Source organism: Streptomyces sp. NPDC051133 (genome assembly GCF_040682635.1).
Lineage (GTDB): Bacteria > Actinomycetota > Actinomycetes > Streptomycetales > Streptomycetaceae > Streptomyces.
The window spans coordinates 41,000-58,607 of the sequence record NZ_JBFBBK010000004.1 but is presented as its reverse complement, the minus strand read 5'-3'; the positions used below and the strand labels follow the sequence as shown (position 1 = coordinate 58,607).

The window sequence follows — 17,608 nt, the reverse complement described above, 5'->3', positions numbered from 1 at the left end:
ACGCATGCCGCGGCTCACCCTTCCCATTTTTCAAAGCAACGTCAAGGTCGTTGCGCGCGCAATGTCCGATGGGGCGGCGTTTGGTGCGAGTTGAAGCCTGTGAGTGTGATGTAAAACCCAGACATAAGACAACTGCCGCCCCTCGGGCGGCAGTTGTCATGTCGACAAAGTTACTTCTCCTGCTGCTTGCGCCAGCGAATGCCGGCCTCCAGGAACCCGTCGATCTCACCGTTGAACACGGCCTCCGGGTTGCCCACCTCGTGCTCGGTGCGCAGGTCCTTGACCATCTGGTAGGGGTGCAGCACGTAGGAACGCATCTGGTTGCCCCACGAGTTGCCGCCGTCGCCCTTGAGGGCGTCCATCTTGGCCTGCTCCTCCTGCCGGCGCCGCTCGAGCAGCTTGGCCTGGAGAACGTTCATCGCGGTGGCCTTGTTCTGGATCTGCGACCGCTCGTTCTGGCAGGAGACCACGATCCCGGTGGGGAGGTGGGTGATGCGGACGGCGGAGTCGGTGGTGTTGACGCCCTGACCACCGGGACCGGAGGACCGGTAGACGTCGATCCGCAGGTCGGTCTCGTCGATCTCGACGTGGTCGGACTGCTCGACGACGGGGAGCACCTCGACACCCGCGAAGGAGGTCTGGCGGCGGCCCTGGTTGTCGAAGGGCGAGATGCGCACCAGGCGGTGCGTGCCCTGCTCGACGGAGAGGGTGCCGTAGGCGTACGGCACCTGCACGGAGAAGGTGGTCGACTTGATGCCGGCCTCTTCGGCGTACGACGTCTCGATGAGCTCCGTCTTGTAGCCGCGCTGCTCGGCCCAGCGCAGGTACATGCGCTGCAGCTTCTCGGCGAAGTCGGCGGCGTCGACGCCACCGGCCTCGGCGCGGATGTTGACGAGCGCCTCACGGGAGTCGTACTCGCCGGACAGGAGGGTGCGGACCTCCATCTCGTCCAGCGACTTCTTCACCGCGGCCAGCTCGGACTCGGCCTCGGCGCGGGTGTCCGGGTCGTCCTCCTCCTCGGCCATCTCGAAGAGGACGGCGAGATCGTCGATCCGGCCGCGCAGCGCCTCCGCCTTCCTGACCTCGGCCTGGAGGTGGGAGAGCTTGCTGGTGATCTTCTGCGCCTCGTCCGGGTTGTCCCAGAGGGACGGCGCGGCCGCCTGCTCCTCGAGCACGGCGATGTCTGCCCTCAGCTTGTCGAGGTCCAGGACGGCCTCGATCGACTCCATGGTCGAGGAGAGGGACTTCAGCTCTTCGGATACATCGACGACTGCCACGCATCCAGCGTAACGGCTGTGGCAACCGACCTGGGCCGTGCTGCACCCGGCACCGTGTTCGGGTGGGCCGGCCGCGGTCAGGGCGCCGACGTGCTGTGGGTGTCCTGGGCCGGCTGGTCGTCGCCGCCGGAGGACGCCCACCACGCGCCGACGCCCACGATCGCGGCCACGGCCACCCCCGCCACGCCCAGCGTGATCCGGCGGCGCCGTACCGTGGCCCGGTGCCGGGCGGAGCCGGGGCGGGGTGCGCCCGGCGTCCGGGGGGCGCGAGCGGTCCCGTGGGCGCCGCCCGCCAGCTCGTCCGGCCCCGGCACCCGCATCGAGGTGTGCGTGTCCCGGTTGGAGTCAGGCCTGGCTCCCGGGACCAGTGAGACCGCCCCCCGTCGCCGTACCGGCTCGCCGCCCGGCGAGGACGCCGGTGCCGGCTCCTCCTCCGCGGCCTCCTCGGAGAGCTCGGGCTCGTCGACGTCCAGCGGCGGCATGCCGGCCAGCAGCGGCAGCTGCTCCCGCAGCCGGGCCGCCAGCTCGGAGGCGCGCAGCCGCGAGGCGGGCGCCTTGGCCAGGCACTGCACGAGCAGCTGCCACAGCTCCTCGGGGATGCCGGGCAGGGGGACGACCGTCTCGGTGACGTGGCGGCGCAGCACCGCGCCGGGGTGGCCGCCGCCGAAGGGCGTGAAGCCGGCCAGCAGCTCGTACAGCACCGTCGCCAGGGCGTAGATGTCGACGGACGCGCGCGGGGGCAGACCCTCGACGATCTCCGGGGCGAGGTAGTCGGGCGTGCCGATGATCTTCGTGGCCCGGGTCCGCTTCGGTGAGTCGATCAGCTTGGCCACGCCGAAGTCGGTGAGCAGCGCCGGGTGGGCGCCGCCGGGGCCGAGCGGGCCCTGCATGTCCAGCAGGACGTTCTCGGGCTTGACGTCCCGGTGGACGACTCCGGCCGCGTGCGCCGCGGCCAGCGCGTCGGCGACGTCGGCGACGATCGCCACGGCCGCCTCGGGGGCGAGTCGCCGCTCCCGCTCCAGCCGGGTGCGCAGGTCGGTGCCGCGGACCAGGTCCATGACGAGCGCCAGGTCGTTTCCGTCGACCACCAGGTCGCGCACCGTGACGATGCGCGGGTGCTCCAGGCCGAGCAGTGCCGTGCGCTCCTGCACGAAGCGGCCGACGAGCTCCTGGTCGGAGGCGAGGTCCTCGCGCAGCAGCTTGATGGCGACGGGCCCCTCAGGCCCCTCGCCCAGCCACACCGTGCCGGCGCTGCCCCGTCCCAGGATCTGGTTCGCGGTGTACCGGCTGCCGATCTTCCGTGCCAAGACTGCTCCTACAGACGCGTGTTGTCGCTAAAACTACGCGTCCGGCGAGCCAACCTTCACCGCGGAGACGGAAATCACCCGCCAGATGTCGACAAATCCGCAAACCCGTGGTCGGTTTCGGGTGCTTGCGGCGGTCAGTTGCCGCCGCCCGACGAGCTGCCCAGGTCCTTGACCCAGCGACTCACCTGGCCGGCCCAGTGGCTCACCTCGTGCCAGTAGCTCCTGCCCTGGCCGATCCAGGTGTGCAGCGGGGTCAGCTCGTAGATCAGCCAGCTCGCGACGACCAGGATGACGATCGTGAACAGGCATCCCTTCAGGCAGCCGAGCCCGGGGATCTTCATCGGGTTGGCGCTGCGCTGGCGCGGTGCCCTGGGCTCGCGTGCGGGCCGCTGCGGCTCCGGGGCGGGCGGCGCGTACCGCTGGGGCTGCTGCTGCGGGGCGTACTGCTGGGGCTGCTGCTGCGGCGCGTAGCCGTACCCCTGCTGGTAGCCCTGCTGCCGGCCGCGCTGCTGCGGCTGCTGCGGGCGGCCCTGCGGGGCCTGGCGCGGCTGCTGCTGGGGCCGGGCCACCTGGCGCTGGGGGCGGTGGCGCAGCGGGTCGTCCTCGGGGGACAGGTACTGGATCTGCGTCTGCTCGTTGCGGTCGCGGGCGGCGCGCAGCTGGGTCTGCCAGGGGTGCGGCTGGTCGGGCTGCTGGCCCTGCGGGCCGGTGTTCGGCAGGACCGCGGTCGGGTCGGCCGCGCCGGCGGGGCCGCCGGTGTGCGGCAGCACGCTGGTCGCCGCGTTCGGGTCGTACGCGCCCTGCGGGCCGGTGTTCGGCAGCACCTGGGTGGGATCGGCGGCGCCGGGCACGCCCGGGACGGCGGCCGGGGCCGGATCGGGCGCGAGCAGCGCGCCCACGCCCTCGGCGGCGGCGATCTGCGCGGCGTTGGCGTGCACGCCGACGCCCTCGGCGACGACGCGCAGCCCGCGCGCGAGGTTCTCGGCGCTGGGCCGCTCGTCGGGGTTCTTGCGCAGGCAGCGCTCTATGACCGTCCACAGCGGGTCCGGGACGGTGGAGGGGCGGCGCGGCTCGGCGCTCAGGTGCTGGTGCAGCACCTCCAGGGCGCTGCTGCCGGAGAACGGCGGGTGGCCGGTGACCAGCTCGTACAGCAGGATGCCGGCGCCGTAGACGTCGACGGCGGAGGTCTGCGGGCGGCCCTCGGCGGACTCCGGCGCCACGTACGCCGGCGTGCCGACGAACTCGTGGGTGCGGGTCAGGCCCGGGGAGTCGGCGAGGCGGGCGATGCCGAAGTCGGTCAGCATCGGGTGCATCCGGCCGTCGAGCTGCATGAGCAGCACGTTGGCGGGCTTCAGGTCGCGGTGGACGACGCCGTCGGCGTGGCTCGCGGCGAGCGCGTCGGCGATCTGCGCGGTCATCAGCGCGGCGGCGACCGGGGTGAGGGGGCCGTTCTCGCGCAGGTAGCGGTGCAGGTCGGGGCCGTCGACGAGGTCCATGACCAGCGCCAGCAGATCACCCTCGACGACCAGGTCGCGGACCCGGACGATGTTCGGGTGGGTGAGCCGGAGCAGGACGGAGCGCTCGCGCAGGAAGCGCATCACGATGTCCGGGTCGCTCGCCAGCTCCTCCTTGAGGACCTTGATCGCGACCGTCTCGCCCGGCTGTCCGGCCACGGCCGCCTCGGCGCCCGCGGTCTCGCGCTGGCGGGCACGCCAGACGGTGCCTGTGGCGCCGCGTCCCAGCGGCTCCTCAAGCAGGTACTTGCTGCCGACTGGCCGCACGTCACGCGCTCCCTGCTGCTTGCTGATGCTTGCTTGCCTGCATTCCGGTTGTTCCGAACCACTGTAGTGCCGCTCTCCAGGGCACTACGTAACTCTTCCCGAGCATGTTCGAAGTGTTCGACGGGAAGACGCGCGGGCCGGTCGGCCGGTTGCCGGGACCGGACGTGACCGATCTCAACTGATCGCGCGTGGCGCACTGGTCAGGCACTTTTGGGGGCAGAGCCGACCAATCAAGATCACTTGTTCCCGGGTCCCGGGCGCACTGTCGGTGGCAGGTGCGAGGATGCCTACCAGTACTGGCCGACGTGCTCGTGTTGGGGTGGGGATGCAGATCCGGCTGACCGTCGTAGACCCGCTGGGCCCGTCCCCGCAGCGGGGCCGAGCCGCGAGCCGCGACGTGCTCGTCACGGCCCCCGCGGGCACGGACCTGGCCGCGGTCGCGTCGGCGCTGGCCGGGGCGGTCACCGGGGAGGGCCGCGACGCCTCCGGTTCCCCGGTCGTGCTCTATGCGGGGGCCGAGCGCCTCGATCCGCGCCGCTGCGCCCTCGGCGAGCCTCCGCTGGTCGACGGGGCGGTGCTGTCCCTGGGCGCCCCGGCCGCCCCGGAGCCGCACCCCGAGCTGGACGACGCGCCGACCCAGCTGCACGTCGTGGCGGGGCCGGACGCGGGCGGGGTCCATCTGCTGCACGGCGGCCGGATCACCGTGGGCCGCTCCGCCGAGGCGGACGTCCCGCTGGACGACCCGGACGTCTCCCGGCTGCACTGCGCGGTCACGGTCGGCGCGGACGGGCGGGTCGCGGTGGCCGACCTGGGCTCGACGAACGGCACGGCGCTCGACGGGACGCGGCTGGGCGAGCATCCGGTGCGGTTCCCCGCCGGAGGGCTGCTGAGGATCGGCGAGTCGGCCCTGCGGGTTACTCCGTCCGGGGGACCTGGCGCGCGGGTGGGGACCGTGCCGGACGGCGAGGGGTGTCTTCGGGTCACGTGGGGAGGCACGGAGGCATCCGGACCTCCGGCCGGGCCGGGGGCCGCGTCCGGGGCCGCGTCCGAGTCCGGGTCCTCGACCGCGGTGCCACGGGGGGCGACGCCTTCCGCGGGGGCGGGGGGATCCGGTGGGGGCGCGTCGCCTTCGGCGGGTGCGGGTGTTCTCGGTGGCGCCGCGTCGGCGTCTACGGGCGCGGATGCCCCGGGCGCGATCGCGTCGCCGTCGGCGGGTGCGGGCGGAGCCGGCGGGACCCCGGCGTCTTCGGCGGGTGCCGGTGGATCCGGTGGGCCCGCGTCGGCGTCGGCGGGTGCGGGCCGTGTTCAGCACGGGTACGACCCCGTCGGCCGGAGTGCCTCGCACGCGGGTGCGGGGGCCCAGGAGCACCGGGGCGAGCCGCCCGTGCCGGGGCAGGGCGGGGCGCCGGGGCGCGCGAGCCGGAGCGGCGAGCGGGCTCTGCCCGGCACCGGTGCCGGCGGGGACACGCACGCGGGGTACTTCGGCGTCGCCGGCGCGGCGGCCCACCTCCCGGCGGAGGCGGACCCGCGCGGCCGTAGAGGCACCCCCCTCAGGGGCACCGACGTCCCGCAGGGCACCCGGCGGCGCGGGCTCGGCGCCTGGGCGCGCCGGCTGGCCGGCGGGCGCGCGGACCAGCCGGCCGAGCAGGACCCGTATCCGCGGGACGCCACCGGTGCCGGTGCCGCCCCGGCGGCCGGTGTCCCGCAGCAGCCGGAGACCTGGCCGGACCCGGCCGCGCTGCTGCTGACGGCGCTGGGCCCCGGGCCCCGGCTGTGGGAGCGCGGGCCGGGCCACCCCGAGGCGCTGACCGTCCGGCTCGGCACGGCCGACCGGAGCGCCCCGGACGGCTCGGGTCTGCTGCCGGCCGTGCCGGTGACCGCGGCGTTGCGGGAGGCGGGTGCGCTGGGCCTGGCCGGTCCGCGCCCGCGGCTGTCCGGGCTGGCCCGCGCGGCGCTGGCCCAGCTCGCCGCGCTGCACTCCCCCGACCTGCTGGAGATCGTGCTGATCAGCGCGGACCGCTCCCGCCCGGTGGAGGAGCGCACGGCCGAGTGGTCGTGGCTCGGCTGGCTCCCGCACGTCCGCCCGAACCACGGCCAGGACTGCCGTCTGCTGCTGGCCTACGACCGCGAGCAGGCGGCGGCCCGGACGGAGGAGCTGCTGCGCCGGGTCGAGGACCACGCGGCCACGGGCCGAAGCGCGGCCCACCCGTCCGCCGCCCCGGCCGCGGACGCCCCCGGCCCGCCCGGCCAGGTCCCGCCCCCGGCGCCCCCGGCCGCCACGGCGACACCGGACGCCCTCACCGGCACCCCCCGGACCCCCGGCATACCCGCACAGCCGTCGCCCGCCCACGACACCGCCGCCGCCCCCGTCCGTCGCCCCTCCTGGGCGAAGGACGACCCCGCTCTCGGCGCCCCCGTGGGCTTCCCCGGGCCGTACACCGTCGTCGTGGTCGACGGTGACCCCGGCGGTGCCGCCCTGCAGGAGGCCGTCGCGCGGCTGGCCGTGGCCGGGCCGCGGGCCGGGATACACGTCCTGTGTCTCGCGGAGACGGACTCCGCCTCGCCCGCCTCCCCGGTGGCGCGGACGTACGAGGCCGCGTGCGCGGCGACACCGACCTTCCGGCACTGCGGTGCCGTGGCGCTGCTCAGCGGGGATGTCGCGAGCGCGCTGCATCTGATGCGGGTGGCGCCGGGCGGTCCCGCCGGCCCGGGCACGCTCGCCGCCGTGGACGCCGTGTCCCTCGCCTGGGCGGAGAGGTTCGCGCGGGCGCTGGCGCCGCTGCGGCCGGACGGCCCGGCCGGTGAGCGGCACGCGCGCGTGGCCACGCCGTTGCCGCCGTCGGCGCGGCTGCTGGACGAGCTGGGGCTGGCCCGGGCCACCCCGGCCTCGCTGATGGCACGCTGGGCGGACGCGGCCGACGACACGGAGTCGCTGGGCGGCCGCGCCCGGGCGGTGCTCGGCGCCGGTCCGCGCGGGCCGCTCACCGCCGACCTGGTGGCCGACGGCCCGCATCTGCTGATCGAGGGGCCGCCCGGCAGCGGCCGTACCGAGCTGCTGCGGGCCGTGGTCGCGTCACTGGCCGCGGCCGAGCGACCGGACCGGCTGGGCGTGGTGCTCGTCGACGGCCGGGACGGGGTCGGCACGAGCGCCGGGCGCGGGGAGGGGCTGCGCGTGTGCACGGACATACCGCACGTCACCACGCACCTCACCGCCAACGACCCGGTGCGCATGCGGGAGTTCGCCCAGTCGCTGACCGCGGAGCTGAAGCGGCGCGCGGAGCTGCTGGGCCGGGCGGACTTCACCGAGTGGCACGCGGGGCGTGAGCTGTCGGGCCGTATCGTCGCCCAGCGCACGCCCGCCACGGGTGACATAGAAGTGCCGCCCAGCTCCACGCTGCGGCTGCGGCCGGGCGGTGCCGCCCGCCAGCGTGCCGAGGTGGCGCCGCCGCTGCCCCGGCTCGTGGTCGTCGTCGACGATCTGGACGCGCTGGTCTCCCCCGCGCTCGGTTCGCCGGGGCGGCCCGCCGCCGGGTCGGTGATGCGGGCGCTGGAGGCGGTGGCCCGGGAGGGCGAGCGGCTCGGGGTGCACGTGGTGGCGGCAGCGGGGGTCGGCGGCCGTACGGCGGAGACGGAGCCCGCGCGGAGGGCCGGGCTGCGGGTGGCGCTGGAGGCGCCGGAGGCCGGCCCGGACGATCCGGCGCCGGGGCGCGGGCGGTTGACGTATCCGGACGGCCGGTCCGCCGGCTTCCAGGGCGGCCGGGTGACGGGCCGTATCCCGCGCACCGCGACCCAGCGGCCCACGGTCGTCCCGCTGGACTGGCAGCGCATGGGCGACCCGCCGACCCGCAGGCCGGTCCGGGAGCTGGGCAACGGCCCCACGGACCTGGCCCTGCTGGCGAGCGCGGTGGAGCGGGCCGCGCGGGAGGTCTCGGCGGCGGAGGTGCCGTCCCTGCTCTAGCGCAGGCTCGGCGGCGGAGGTGCCGTCCCTGCTCTGGCGCAGGAGATCCGCGATCGCCGAAGACCGACGCATACACCCTCGGTCACGAGCCGGTCACGATCACCCGTTTGACACCGCAGGCGCTCTTGCCCGCCCTGAGCGGCCCGGCGTACACCGGACCGCACGGGACAGAGTTCTGAGGTTCACGACGTTCAACGGAGAACGACGAACGGGGAAGTGATGCACAGCAGCAGCACCATCCGGACAAGCAGGGCCGTCACCACATGTGCCGCGCTGCTCGCGGGAGCCCTCGCGCTCACCGCCTGCTCCAGCGGCGACAACGACAAGAAGGGCGACGGCGGGAGCGACGGGGCCACTCCGTCCGGGTCCGCCGTCACCCTGCCGAAGCTCGACGGCGCGAACCTGGAGATCGCCGCCGTGTGGACGGGCCAGGAGCAGAAGAACTTCAAGCAGGTCCTGGCCGAGTTCGAGAAGCGGACGGGCGCGAAGGTCACCTTCGTCCCCGCCCAGGACCCGATCATCAACTTCCTCGGTTCGAAGATCGCGGGTGGTCAGCCGCCGGACGTGGCGCTGCTGCCGCAGCCGGGCGCCATCAAGCAGGCGGTGCAGAAGGGCTGGGCCAAGCCGCTCGGGCCGGATGCCGTGAAGGAGCTGCAGAAGAACTACTCGCAGGGCTGGCAGGACATCGGCAAGGTCGACGGCAAGCAGTACGGCGCCTACTACAAGGCCGCGAACAAGTCGCTGATCTGGTACAACGCCAAGGTCTTCGAGAACGCGGGCGCAAAGGAACCGAAGACCTGGAAGGACCTGCTGACGACCACGCGGGCGGTGTACGACTCCGGTGTCACCCCGTTCTCGGTGGCCGGTGCCGACGGCTGGCCGCTGACCGACTGGTTCGAGAACGTGTACCTGTCCCAGGCGGGTCCGCAGAAGTACGACCAGCTGGCCCAGCACAAGATCAAGTGGACCGATCCGTCGGTGAAGCAGGCGCTGACCACCCTCGCCCAGATCTGGGCCAAGAAGGACTATCTGGCGGGCGGGCAGAACGGCGCGCTGCAGACGGAGTTCCCCCAGTCGGTCACCCAGACCTTCACCGGTGGCGACCAGCCGAAGTCCGCGATGGTCTACGAGGGCGACTTCGTGCAGGTCAACATCGGTGAGACCAAGGCGAAGGTGGGCACGGACGCGAAGGTGTTCCCCTTCCCGGCCGTCGGCTCCTCGGCGCCCGTGGTCTCCGGCGGTGACGCGGCGGTGATCCTGAAGGACTCCAAGGCGGCCCAGGCCCTGGTGACCTTCCTCGCCTCCCCGGACGCGGCGACGATCCAGGCCAAGCTCGGCGGCTATCTGTCGCCGAACAAGAACGTGCCGGTCTCGGCGTACCCGAACCCGGTGCAGCAGAAGATCGCCAAGGCGCTGATCGCGTCCGGCGACGACTTCCGCTTCGACATGTCCGACCAGGCCCCGCAGGCCTTCGGCGGCACCCCGGGCAAGGGCGAGTGGAAGGACCTGCAGGACTTCCTGAAGAACCCCACGGACGTCGCCGGCGCCCAGGCGAAGCTGGAGAAGGACGCGTCGGCCGCGTACGGAAGCGGGAGCTGATCCGGCGATGGCGTCGGCAGCGGCGGCCGGGGCCCCACCGGGCCCCGCCGCGCCTCGCGGTCGCAAGAGCGTGACCGGCACCCGCAGGACGGTGGCAGCGCTGTTCCTGCTGCCCGCCCTGGTCCTGCTCGGCGCGCTCGTGGTCTACCCGATCGGGTACTCGCTGGTCCGCAGCTTCTACAACGCCTCCGGTGACGGCTTCGCCGGGGCCGACAACTACAAGACGCTCTTCACGGACGACAGCATCCGTACGGCGCTCAAGAACAACGTCATCTGGGTGGTGTTCGCGCCGACGGTGTCCACCGCGCTCGGCCTGATCTTCGCGGTGCTGACCGAACGGGTGCGCTGGGGAACGTCGTTCAAGCTGGTCGTCTTCATGCCGATGGCGATCTCGATGCTGGCGGCCGGGATCATCTTCCGGCTGGTGTACGACCAGGACCCGGACAAGGGCGTCGCGAACGCGGTGTGGGTGGGCGTGCACGACACGTTCGCGCAGTCGTCGGCGTTCCCGAAGGCCCACCCGGGCCGCGAGTCGCCGCTCGTGGCCGAGGGCGGCGGCTTCGTCACCAAGGGCGCCGTGCACGCGGGGCAGCCGGTCACGCTGCCCCTGGTCGGGGTCGCCCCCGACCAGATGCCGGACGGTGCGAAGAAGGCCGCCGCCGCGAAGCCGGAGCCGGGCAGGATCACCGGCACCACCTGGCAGGACTTCACGCGCGGCGAGGGCGTGGGCAGGCTGGGCGCGCCCGACCCGTCCGAGCTGGGCTATGCCGGGATGCGGATCGAGGCGGTGAAGGACGGCAAGGTGGTCGCCTCCACCGAGGCGGCCGGCGACGGCACCTTCACCCTGCCCGCGTCCGCCGACGGGGCACGGCTGCGGCTTCCGGCGGGCAACTTCAAGGAGCCGTACAACGGGCTGGAGTGGCTCGGTCCGTCGCTGGTCACCCCGGCGGTCATCGGGGCGTACGTGTGGATGTGGGCGGGGTTCGCGATGGTGCTGATCGCGGCCGGGCTCGCGGGTGTGCCGCGGGAGCTGCTGGAGGCGGCTCGGGTGGACGGTGCCAACGAGTGGCAGGTGTTCCGCAAGGTCACCGTGCCGCTGCTCGCACCGGTCCTCGCCGTCGTCGTGGTCACCTTGATGATCAACGTGCTCAAGGTGTTCGACCTCGTCTACATCATCGCCCCGGGCTCCTCCCAGGACGACGCGAACGTGCTCGCCCTGGAGCTGTACCGCAAGGGCTTCGCGGAGAGCCAGCCGGGCGTCGCGAGCGCGATCGCGGTGCTGCTGCTGGTGCTGGTGATCCCGGTGATGCTCTTCAACGTGCGTCGACTGAGGCGGGAGGTACGGCGATGACGACACGACGCCCGCAGCCCGGCCGGGGGTCCGGGGGTCGCCCCCCGGGTGAACACAGCAACGTCCGTCGGCTGAGGCGGGAGGTGCGGCGATGACGGCGACCGCCGGAAGCGTCACGAAGGCCGGCCCGGTCGGGCCGGTCAAGGCCCGGCAGTCGCTCGGCGCGAAGGTGGCCGAGCGGCTGAACGGCGGACTGGTCCGCTTCTTCCTCGTCGTCGTGGGCCTGTTCTGGCTGGTGCCGACCGTCGGCCTGCTCATCTCCTCGCTGCGCCCGCCCGAGGACATGAGCGCGAGCGGCTGGTGGACGGTGTTCAGCAAGCCGTCCCAGCTCACCTTCGACAGCTACGAGAAGCTGCTGGAGAACGGCGACATCACCCACTCCCTGCTGAACACCGTGCTGATCACGGTCCCGGCGACGGTCCTGGTCGTCGTGGTCGGCGCGCTCGCGGGCTACGCGTTCGCGTGGATGGAGTTCCCGGGCCGGGACTGGTGGTTCCTGGGTGTGGTGAGCCTGCTGGTGGTGCCGGTGCAGGTGGCGTTGATCCCGATCGCCGAACTGTTCGGCAGGATCGGCCTGTTCGGCACGATCCTCGGCGTGATCCTGTTCCACACGGGCTTCGGTCTGCCGTTCGCGGTGTTCCTGCTGCGCAACTTCTTCGCGGAGATCCCGCGGGAGCTGCTGGAGGCGGCCCGGCTGGACGGCGCGGGTGAACTGCGGCTGTTCGCGCGGGTGGTGCTGCCGCTCGGCGGGCCGGCGATCGCGAGCCTCGGCATCTTCCAGTTCCTGTGGGTGTGGAACGACATGCTGGTCGCGCTGGTGTTCACCAAGTCGGGCACCCAGCCGATCACGGTCGCGCTGCAGACGCAGGTCCGGCAGTTCGGCAACAACATCGACGTGCTGGCGCCGGGTGCGTTCATCTCGATGGTGATCCCACTGGCCGTGTTCTTCGCGTTCCAGCGGCAGTTCGTGTCCGGGGTGATGGCGGGCGCGGTCAAATAGCCCCGGGCGGGGCACTCTTGGAGGGGCGGGTCTTCAACGGCCCGCCTCTTCGCGTTCATCCATTGTCCCCCACATGAGGTACGGGGCCGTAACCAATTCACTCCATCGGCCGTTCCCGGGCAGAAGGCCCGCGCCGACCGACCCATGGATGTCCCTTGCCCAGGTTCAGTGTCATCGTCCCCGCGTACAAGGTCCAGGCGTACCTCTCCGAGTGCCTGGACTCGGTGCTCTCGCAGTCGTATCCCGATCTCGAACTGATCGCCGTGGACGACTGCTCCCCGGACGGCTGCGGCGCGATCATCGACGAGTACGCGGCCCGGGACACCCGGGTGCGGGCCGTGCACCTGGCGCGGAACCAGGGGCTCGGCCGGGCCCGGAACGCGGGGATGGCCGAGGCGACCGGCGACTACCTGGTGTTCCTGGACAGCGACGACACCCTCACCCCGGACGCGCTGCTGGCGGTCGCCGACCGGATCAAGGAGACCGGGGAGCCGGACGTCCTGGTCTTCGACTACGCGCGCACGTACTGGGACGGCCGGACGGTCCGCAACCAGCTGTCCGGCCTGCTCACCCACCAGGGCCCCGCACCCTTCCGGCTGGCGGACCGGCCGGGGCTGCTCCGGGTGCTGATGGTGGCCTGGAACAAGGTGTGCCGGCGGGAGTTCGTCGAGGCGCACGGCTTCACCTTCCCGCCGGGCTACTACGAGGACACCCCCTGGACCTTCCCGGTGCTGATGGCGGCGGAGTCGATCGCCACCCTGGACCGGGTGTGCGTGCACTACCGGCAGCGCCGGCAGGGCAGCATCCTCGGCACCACGAGCCGCAAGCACTTCGACCTGTTCGAGCAGTACGACCGCGTGTTCGCGTACGTCGCGGAGCGCCCCGAACTCGCCGTGTGGCGGCCCGAGCTGTTCCGCCGGATGATCGACCACTACGCGACGGTGTTCACCCGGCGGGGCCGCCTGCCGCGCGGCAGCCACGGCGAGTTCCTGCGCCGGGCCCGTGCCCACTACCGCCGTCACCGGGTGCCCGGCGCACGCGTCGGGCTGCGGCACGCGCTGGTCCGCTACGGTCTGCACCGCACGTTCCGGGCGCTCCAGCTGGCCTCGGCCGTCCGCCGGCGCGTGGGCAAGTCCGCGGTGAAGCTGGCCCGCGGCGCGCGCTCCGGGGCGCTCCAGCTGCACTACCGGATCCAGCTGCGGCTGCCGCTGCGCTCGGACCGGGCCGTGTTCGCCGCCTCCTCGGGGCGCTCGGACCCGGGCGCGCTGGAGGAGGCGTTCCGTACGCACGCCCCGCACATCCGCACCGCGTGGCTCACCCGCCCCGGGCAGGAGGCCGCCCTGCCGCCGGGCCCGCGCCGGCTCCGCCCCGGCACGGCCGCCTACTGGACGGCGCTGGCCCGCTCCCGGTACCTGGTCACGAACACGCGGTTCGAGGGACGGCTGCGCAAGCGGCGCGGGCAGGTGTTCGTGCAGACCCAGCAGGGCACGCCCCTGAAGCACATGGGACTCGATCTCCAGGAGCGCCCGGCGGCGGCCGGGGGCACCGACTTCGAGGAGCTGCTGCGAGATGTCGACCGGTGGGACCACGTCCTGTCCGGCAACCGGCACTCGACCACCACCTGGGAGCGGGTCTTCCCGGGCGGTTACACCACCCTGGAGTGCGGCTCCCCGCGCAACGACGTCCTGCTGCGGGCGACCTCGGCGGACGTGTCCCGGCTGCGCGAGACGCTGGGCGTCCCCGAGGGCGCGGTCGCGGTCCTGTACGCGCCCACCTACCGCGACCACCGGCGCACCCAGCTCCCGCTGCTGGACCTGGAGCGGATCGCGCGCCGCCTCGGACCGCGCTTCGTGATCCTGGCCCGCCCGCACCCCGTGCACGGCGGCCCGCTCGGCGCGGGCACCCGGATCATCGACGTCAGCGGGCATCCGAGCGTGGAGTCCCTCTGCCTGGCCTCGGACGTACTGGTCACCGACTATGCGTCGCTCATGTTCGACTACGCCGTCCTGGACCGGCCGATCGTGGTGCACACCGAGGACTGGGAGGCGTACGACGCGGCCCGCGGCACCTACTTCGATCTGCGCGCCTTCCCGCCGGGCGCGGTGGCGCGCAGCGAGGACGAACTGATCGACATCTTCGCCACGGGCCACTGGCGCGGCTCGCGCTCGGCCCAGCTGCGGGCGGCGTTCCGGGAGCGGTTCTGCCCGTGGGACGACGGGCGCGCCGCCGAACGGGTCGTACGGCATGTGGTGCTGGGCGAGACGGAGCTGCCGCCGGTGGTTCCGCTCGCGGACCGCAGGCCGGTGCCGTCGGCCTGCGCGCGTTCGCCGCTGGCCACCGTGCCGCAGCCTTCCGGCCGTCTCCCCGTCGCCGAGAGCCGCTGAACACCGTTGGTCCTACCGGGAGTTCCCATGCCCCTCGGCTCGACGCGGCCCACCCCGAGCCGGCCGCCCACCTGCCGTCCGGCGGGACGGCCCGGCCGCGCCCGCAAGACACCGCAAAGAGCCCCGGCCCGCGTACACCGCGAGCCGGGGCACCTGCTTCGACGTCACCGCCGGGCCGCCCGGCCGGGCCGCCCGCTCCTATCGGGAGCCGGCCCGGTTGTTCGCCTCGGCTGCCGGGCGGACCGACGACCGGGCCGGGCGCGGTGCGGATCCCGGGGCAGGCCGTCGGGCAGGCCGCGCTGACGTCGGCGTCACAGGTGTGACCGGGGTGCCGGCCGCCGCTCAGGGCCGGCACCCCGGTGTTCGTGCGCCTACTCGATGACGAGGTCGACCTCGATGTTGCCGCGGGTGGCGTTGGAGTAGGGGCAGACCTGGTGGGCGGTCTCGACCAGCTTGCGGCCGGTCTCCTGGTCCACGGTGTCGGGCAGCTCCACGCGCAGGGTCACCTGCAGCCCGAAGCCCTCGCCCTGCTTGCCGATGCCGACCTCGGCGGTCACCGCCGCCTCGCTGACGTCCACCTTCGCCTGGCGGCCGACGAGGCCGAGGGCGCTGCCGAAGCAGGCGGCGTAACCGGCGGCGAAGAGCTGCTCCGGGTTGGTGCCCTCGCCGTTGCCGCCCAGCTCCACCGGCGGGGCCAGCTTGAGGTCGATCCTGCCGTCGGAGGAGACGGCACGGCCCTCACGGCCGTGGGTGGCGGTGGCGACAGCGGTGTACAGCGCGTCCATGAGAACCATCCCTTGTGAATTCGGGTCCGGCGGCCCCTGTCCTGACCGCCTCACGACCATAAGTAGAGCACACAATTAAGTTGCGCACAACTAAATGGCTTGCAAGAGCTACTCTGGAGGCATGACCGACACGGAGTGGCTGCGCCTGGACCGCCAGATCTGTTTCTCGCTGCACGCGGCGTCCCGCGCCTTCAACGGGGTGTACCGGGTGGTCCTCAAGGACCTCGGGCTCACCTACCCCCAGTACCTGGTGCTGCTGGTGCTGTGGGAGCAGGGCGATCTGCCCGTCAAGCGGCTCGGCGAGGAGCTGCGGCTCGACTCCGGCACGCTGTCGCCGCTGGTCAAGCGGTTGGAGACGGCCGGTCTGGTGCGGCGCGAGCGCAGCGTCGAGGACGAGCGGTCGGTATGGGTGCGGCTCACCGAGGAGGGCGCGGCCCTGCGCGAGCGGGCCCTGGAGGTACCGCGCCGGATCGCCCGGGCGACCGGGTTCGACCTGGAGGAGATCGCCGAGCTGCGCGAACGGCTCGACCGGCTCACGACGGCGCTGGACGCCGCGGCGCTGTCGGAGGCGCGGAACGCGGAACGGCACGACTAGCCGGGCGCACGTAGAGCCGTACGGCCATGCCGCCCCGGACGGACCGCGCGCGCGGCACGAAGTCCCGGGCGAGCACGGCGAGTTTGGTCCGCTCGGTGGGGCTGCGCGGAGTCCAGCGGCCGGCGAGCAGGCGCCGGTCCCCCACGACCCACACCCGTGTCAACCGCCCCACTCTCCGCCGCACTTCGCCCGGCCCGACCTCCACCCCGTACAAGGTCCCCGACTCGGCCGCCCCCTCCCCGAGGACGACGTCCCGCGTCCGCCGGAAGGCACCGGGGTAGCCGAGCGCCACGTTGCGCGCACCGGCGGGCAGGTACAGCACCGCGTCCCCGGCCCCCGACTCCCGCGCGACCAGCCGGGACACGGCCCCGAGATCATCGGCGCGGCTCGCGGGGGTCCGGTCGGCGCGGAGGAGGGGCAGTTGCTGGACGAAGGTCAGGGAGACGGCCAGGACACCGGCGAGGGCGACGAGAGCGGACCGCGGCACAGGGCGTGTTCCCGGCGGCCCACCGGGCCACAGCCGCCCCACCGCCCCCGCCACCCGCTCGGCCCCCGCCGCCACCACCAACGGCGCGCCGCCCAGCGCGTACAGCACGTACCGGTCGACATACAACGGCGTCAGCTGGGACACCAGCATCAGCACCCCCGGCGGCACCAGGGCCAACGGCACCCCCACCCCCGCGCAGGTGAGGTCTCCGCGCCGTCCCGTCATCCCCGCGGCCGCCACCCCCGCCAGCACCAGGCAGACCGGGAACACCGCCTCGCCCGGCCCCACGAACGCCCGCAGCAGCCCCTCGGCCACGTCCGCCGTGGGCCGCCGCAACCAGGCCACCTGGGCCGCCTGCGACCGCGAGATCCACACCATCGGCAGCAGCGACAGCACCACCGCACCGGCCGCGCACCCCCATCCCCGCCACACCCGCGCCCGCACGCGGGCCAGGGCCAGCGACACCGCGTGGGCGAGCAGCAGCAGGACCGCGAACTCGTGCAGCCAGCACGTCAGACCGAGAACGGCGCCGTACGCCGGCCAGGAACCCCCCTGCGCGGCCCGCACGAACAGCAGCGTCGCCCCGGTGGCCCCGGCGGCCACCAGGGCGTACGAGCGGCCCTCCTGCGCGTAGTGACCCGCCATCGGCGAGACGGCGTACAGCAGCCCGGCCCACAGCCCCACCCGCGGCCGGACCAGCCGGGTGCCGAGCGCGGCCACCAGCCCCGCGGTGACGGCCGCCGCACACACCGACGGCAGCCGCAGCGCGACCTCGCCGGGACGGACCGCGAGGACGGCGTGCATGAGGAGGTAGTACAGGCCGTGCACCGCGTCCACGCCGTGCAGCAGCCGCCAGATCTGCGGCACCGTACGGCGCGCGACCTGGAGGCTGACGGCCTCGTCGCGCCACATTCCGCCGCGGTCGAGCCCCCAGAGCCCGACGGCGAGCATGACCAGCGCCGGCCCGCCCACGGCGGCCCCGCGCGCGATCCGCGCCCCTGGCCCGCGCGGTGCGCGCCCCGCCGTGCCGGTCGCCGCGCCGGCCGCCGTCGCACCCGCCCCGCGCGGCCGCGGTCCCACAGGA

At 73.8% G+C, this 17,608-nt stretch carries 11 protein-coding genes; 6 read left to right on the top strand and 5 right to left on the bottom strand.

Going from position 1 to position 17,608, the window contains the following annotated elements:
* Positions 1-170 precede the first annotated feature (170 nt).
* From prfB to AB0N17_RS06335, 3 genes are all read right to left on the bottom strand, one after another.
* Positions 171-1,277: a peptide chain release factor 2 gene (gene prfB, locus AB0N17_RS06345; protein WP_366009976.1), complete on the bottom strand. Its 1,107-nt coding sequence runs from the start codon at positions 1,275-1,277 to the stop codon at positions 171-173.
* A 77-nt stretch (positions 1,278-1,354) separates the two neighbouring features.
* Positions 1,355-2,584 (bottom strand): serine/threonine-protein kinase, encoded by a 1,230-nt coding sequence (locus AB0N17_RS06340; protein WP_366009975.1) that lies wholly within the window; start codon positions 2,582-2,584, stop codon positions 1,355-1,357.
* A gap of 134 nt (positions 2,585-2,718) precedes the next feature.
* A complete protein-coding gene (locus AB0N17_RS06335) occupies positions 2,719-4,365 on the bottom strand; it encodes a serine/threonine-protein kinase (RefSeq protein WP_366009974.1) in 1,647 nt (548 codons plus the stop codon).
* 325 nt (positions 4,366-4,690) lie between these two features.
* On the opposite strand from AB0N17_RS06335, the gene AB0N17_RS06330 reads away from it, so the two are divergent.
* The 5 genes from AB0N17_RS06330 (at position 4,691) to AB0N17_RS06310 (ending at position 14,657) form a co-directional block, all read left to right on the top strand.
* Positions 4,691-8,323 (top strand): FHA domain-containing protein, encoded by a 3,633-nt coding sequence (locus AB0N17_RS06330; protein ID WP_366009973.1) that lies wholly within the window; start codon positions 4,691-4,693, stop codon positions 8,321-8,323.
* Between the two features lie 216 nt (positions 8,324-8,539).
* Complete coding sequence (locus AB0N17_RS06325) at positions 8,540-9,922, top strand: ABC transporter substrate-binding protein (RefSeq protein ID WP_366009972.1); 1,383 nt, start codon at positions 8,540-8,542, stop codon at positions 9,920-9,922.
* Positions 9,923-9,992: 70 nt separating this feature from the next.
* Positions 9,993-11,273, top strand: a complete 1,281-nt coding sequence (locus tag AB0N17_RS06320) for a sugar ABC transporter permease (RefSeq protein ID WP_366009971.1) — start codon at positions 9,993-9,995, stop codon at positions 11,271-11,273.
* Between the two features lie 91 nt (positions 11,274-11,364).
* Entirely contained in the window at positions 11,365-12,273 is a 909-nt protein-coding gene (locus AB0N17_RS06315) for a carbohydrate ABC transporter permease (protein WP_366009970.1), read from the top strand.
* A 155-nt stretch (positions 12,274-12,428) separates the two neighbouring features.
* Positions 12,429-14,657: a CDP-glycerol glycerophosphotransferase family protein gene (locus AB0N17_RS06310; protein WP_366009969.1), complete on the top strand. Its 2,229-nt coding sequence runs from the start codon at positions 12,429-12,431 to the stop codon at positions 14,655-14,657.
* 371 nt (positions 14,658-15,028) lie between these two features.
* On the opposite strand, the gene AB0N17_RS06305 is transcribed toward AB0N17_RS06310, so the two are convergent.
* Positions 15,029-15,442 (bottom strand): organic hydroperoxide resistance protein, encoded by a 414-nt coding sequence (locus AB0N17_RS06305; RefSeq protein ID WP_366009968.1) that lies wholly within the window; start codon positions 15,440-15,442, stop codon positions 15,029-15,031.
* 121 nt (positions 15,443-15,563) lie between these two features.
* Here AB0N17_RS06305 and AB0N17_RS06300 point away from each other — a divergent pair, with 121 nt between their 5' ends.
* The gene (locus tag AB0N17_RS06300; protein WP_366009967.1) at positions 15,564-16,037 is read left to right on the top strand and encodes a MarR family transcriptional regulator; all 474 of its coding nucleotides are present in this window, start codon (positions 15,564-15,566) and stop codon (positions 16,035-16,037) included.
* On the opposite strand, the gene AB0N17_RS06295 is transcribed toward AB0N17_RS06300, so the two are convergent.
* Positions 15,976-17,604, bottom strand: coding sequence for a glycosyltransferase family 39 protein (locus AB0N17_RS06295; protein WP_366009966.1), 1,629 nt, complete (start codon positions 17,602-17,604; stop codon positions 15,976-15,978). The two genes, AB0N17_RS06300 and AB0N17_RS06295, sit on opposite strands and share 62 nt — an antisense overlap.
* Positions 17,605-17,608: the final 4 nt, after the last annotated feature.

What these genes read in the sequence shown, in the direction of transcription:
- AB0N17_RS06330 (WP_366009973.1), top strand. Translation starts at nt 4,691, where the DNA reads ATGCAGATCCGGCTGACCGTCGTAGACCCGCTGGGCCCGTCCCCGCAG.
- AB0N17_RS06315 (WP_366009970.1), top strand. Translation starts at nt 11,365, where the DNA reads ATGACGGCGACCGCCGGAAGCGTCACGAAGGCCGGCCCGGTCGGGCCG.
- AB0N17_RS06305 (WP_366009968.1), bottom strand. Translation starts at nt 15,442, where the DNA reads ATGGACGCGCTGTACACCGCTGTCGCCACCGCCACCCACGGCCGTGAG.
- AB0N17_RS06300 (WP_366009967.1), top strand. Translation starts at nt 15,564, where the DNA reads ATGACCGACACGGAGTGGCTGCGCCTGGACCGCCAGATCTGTTTCTCG.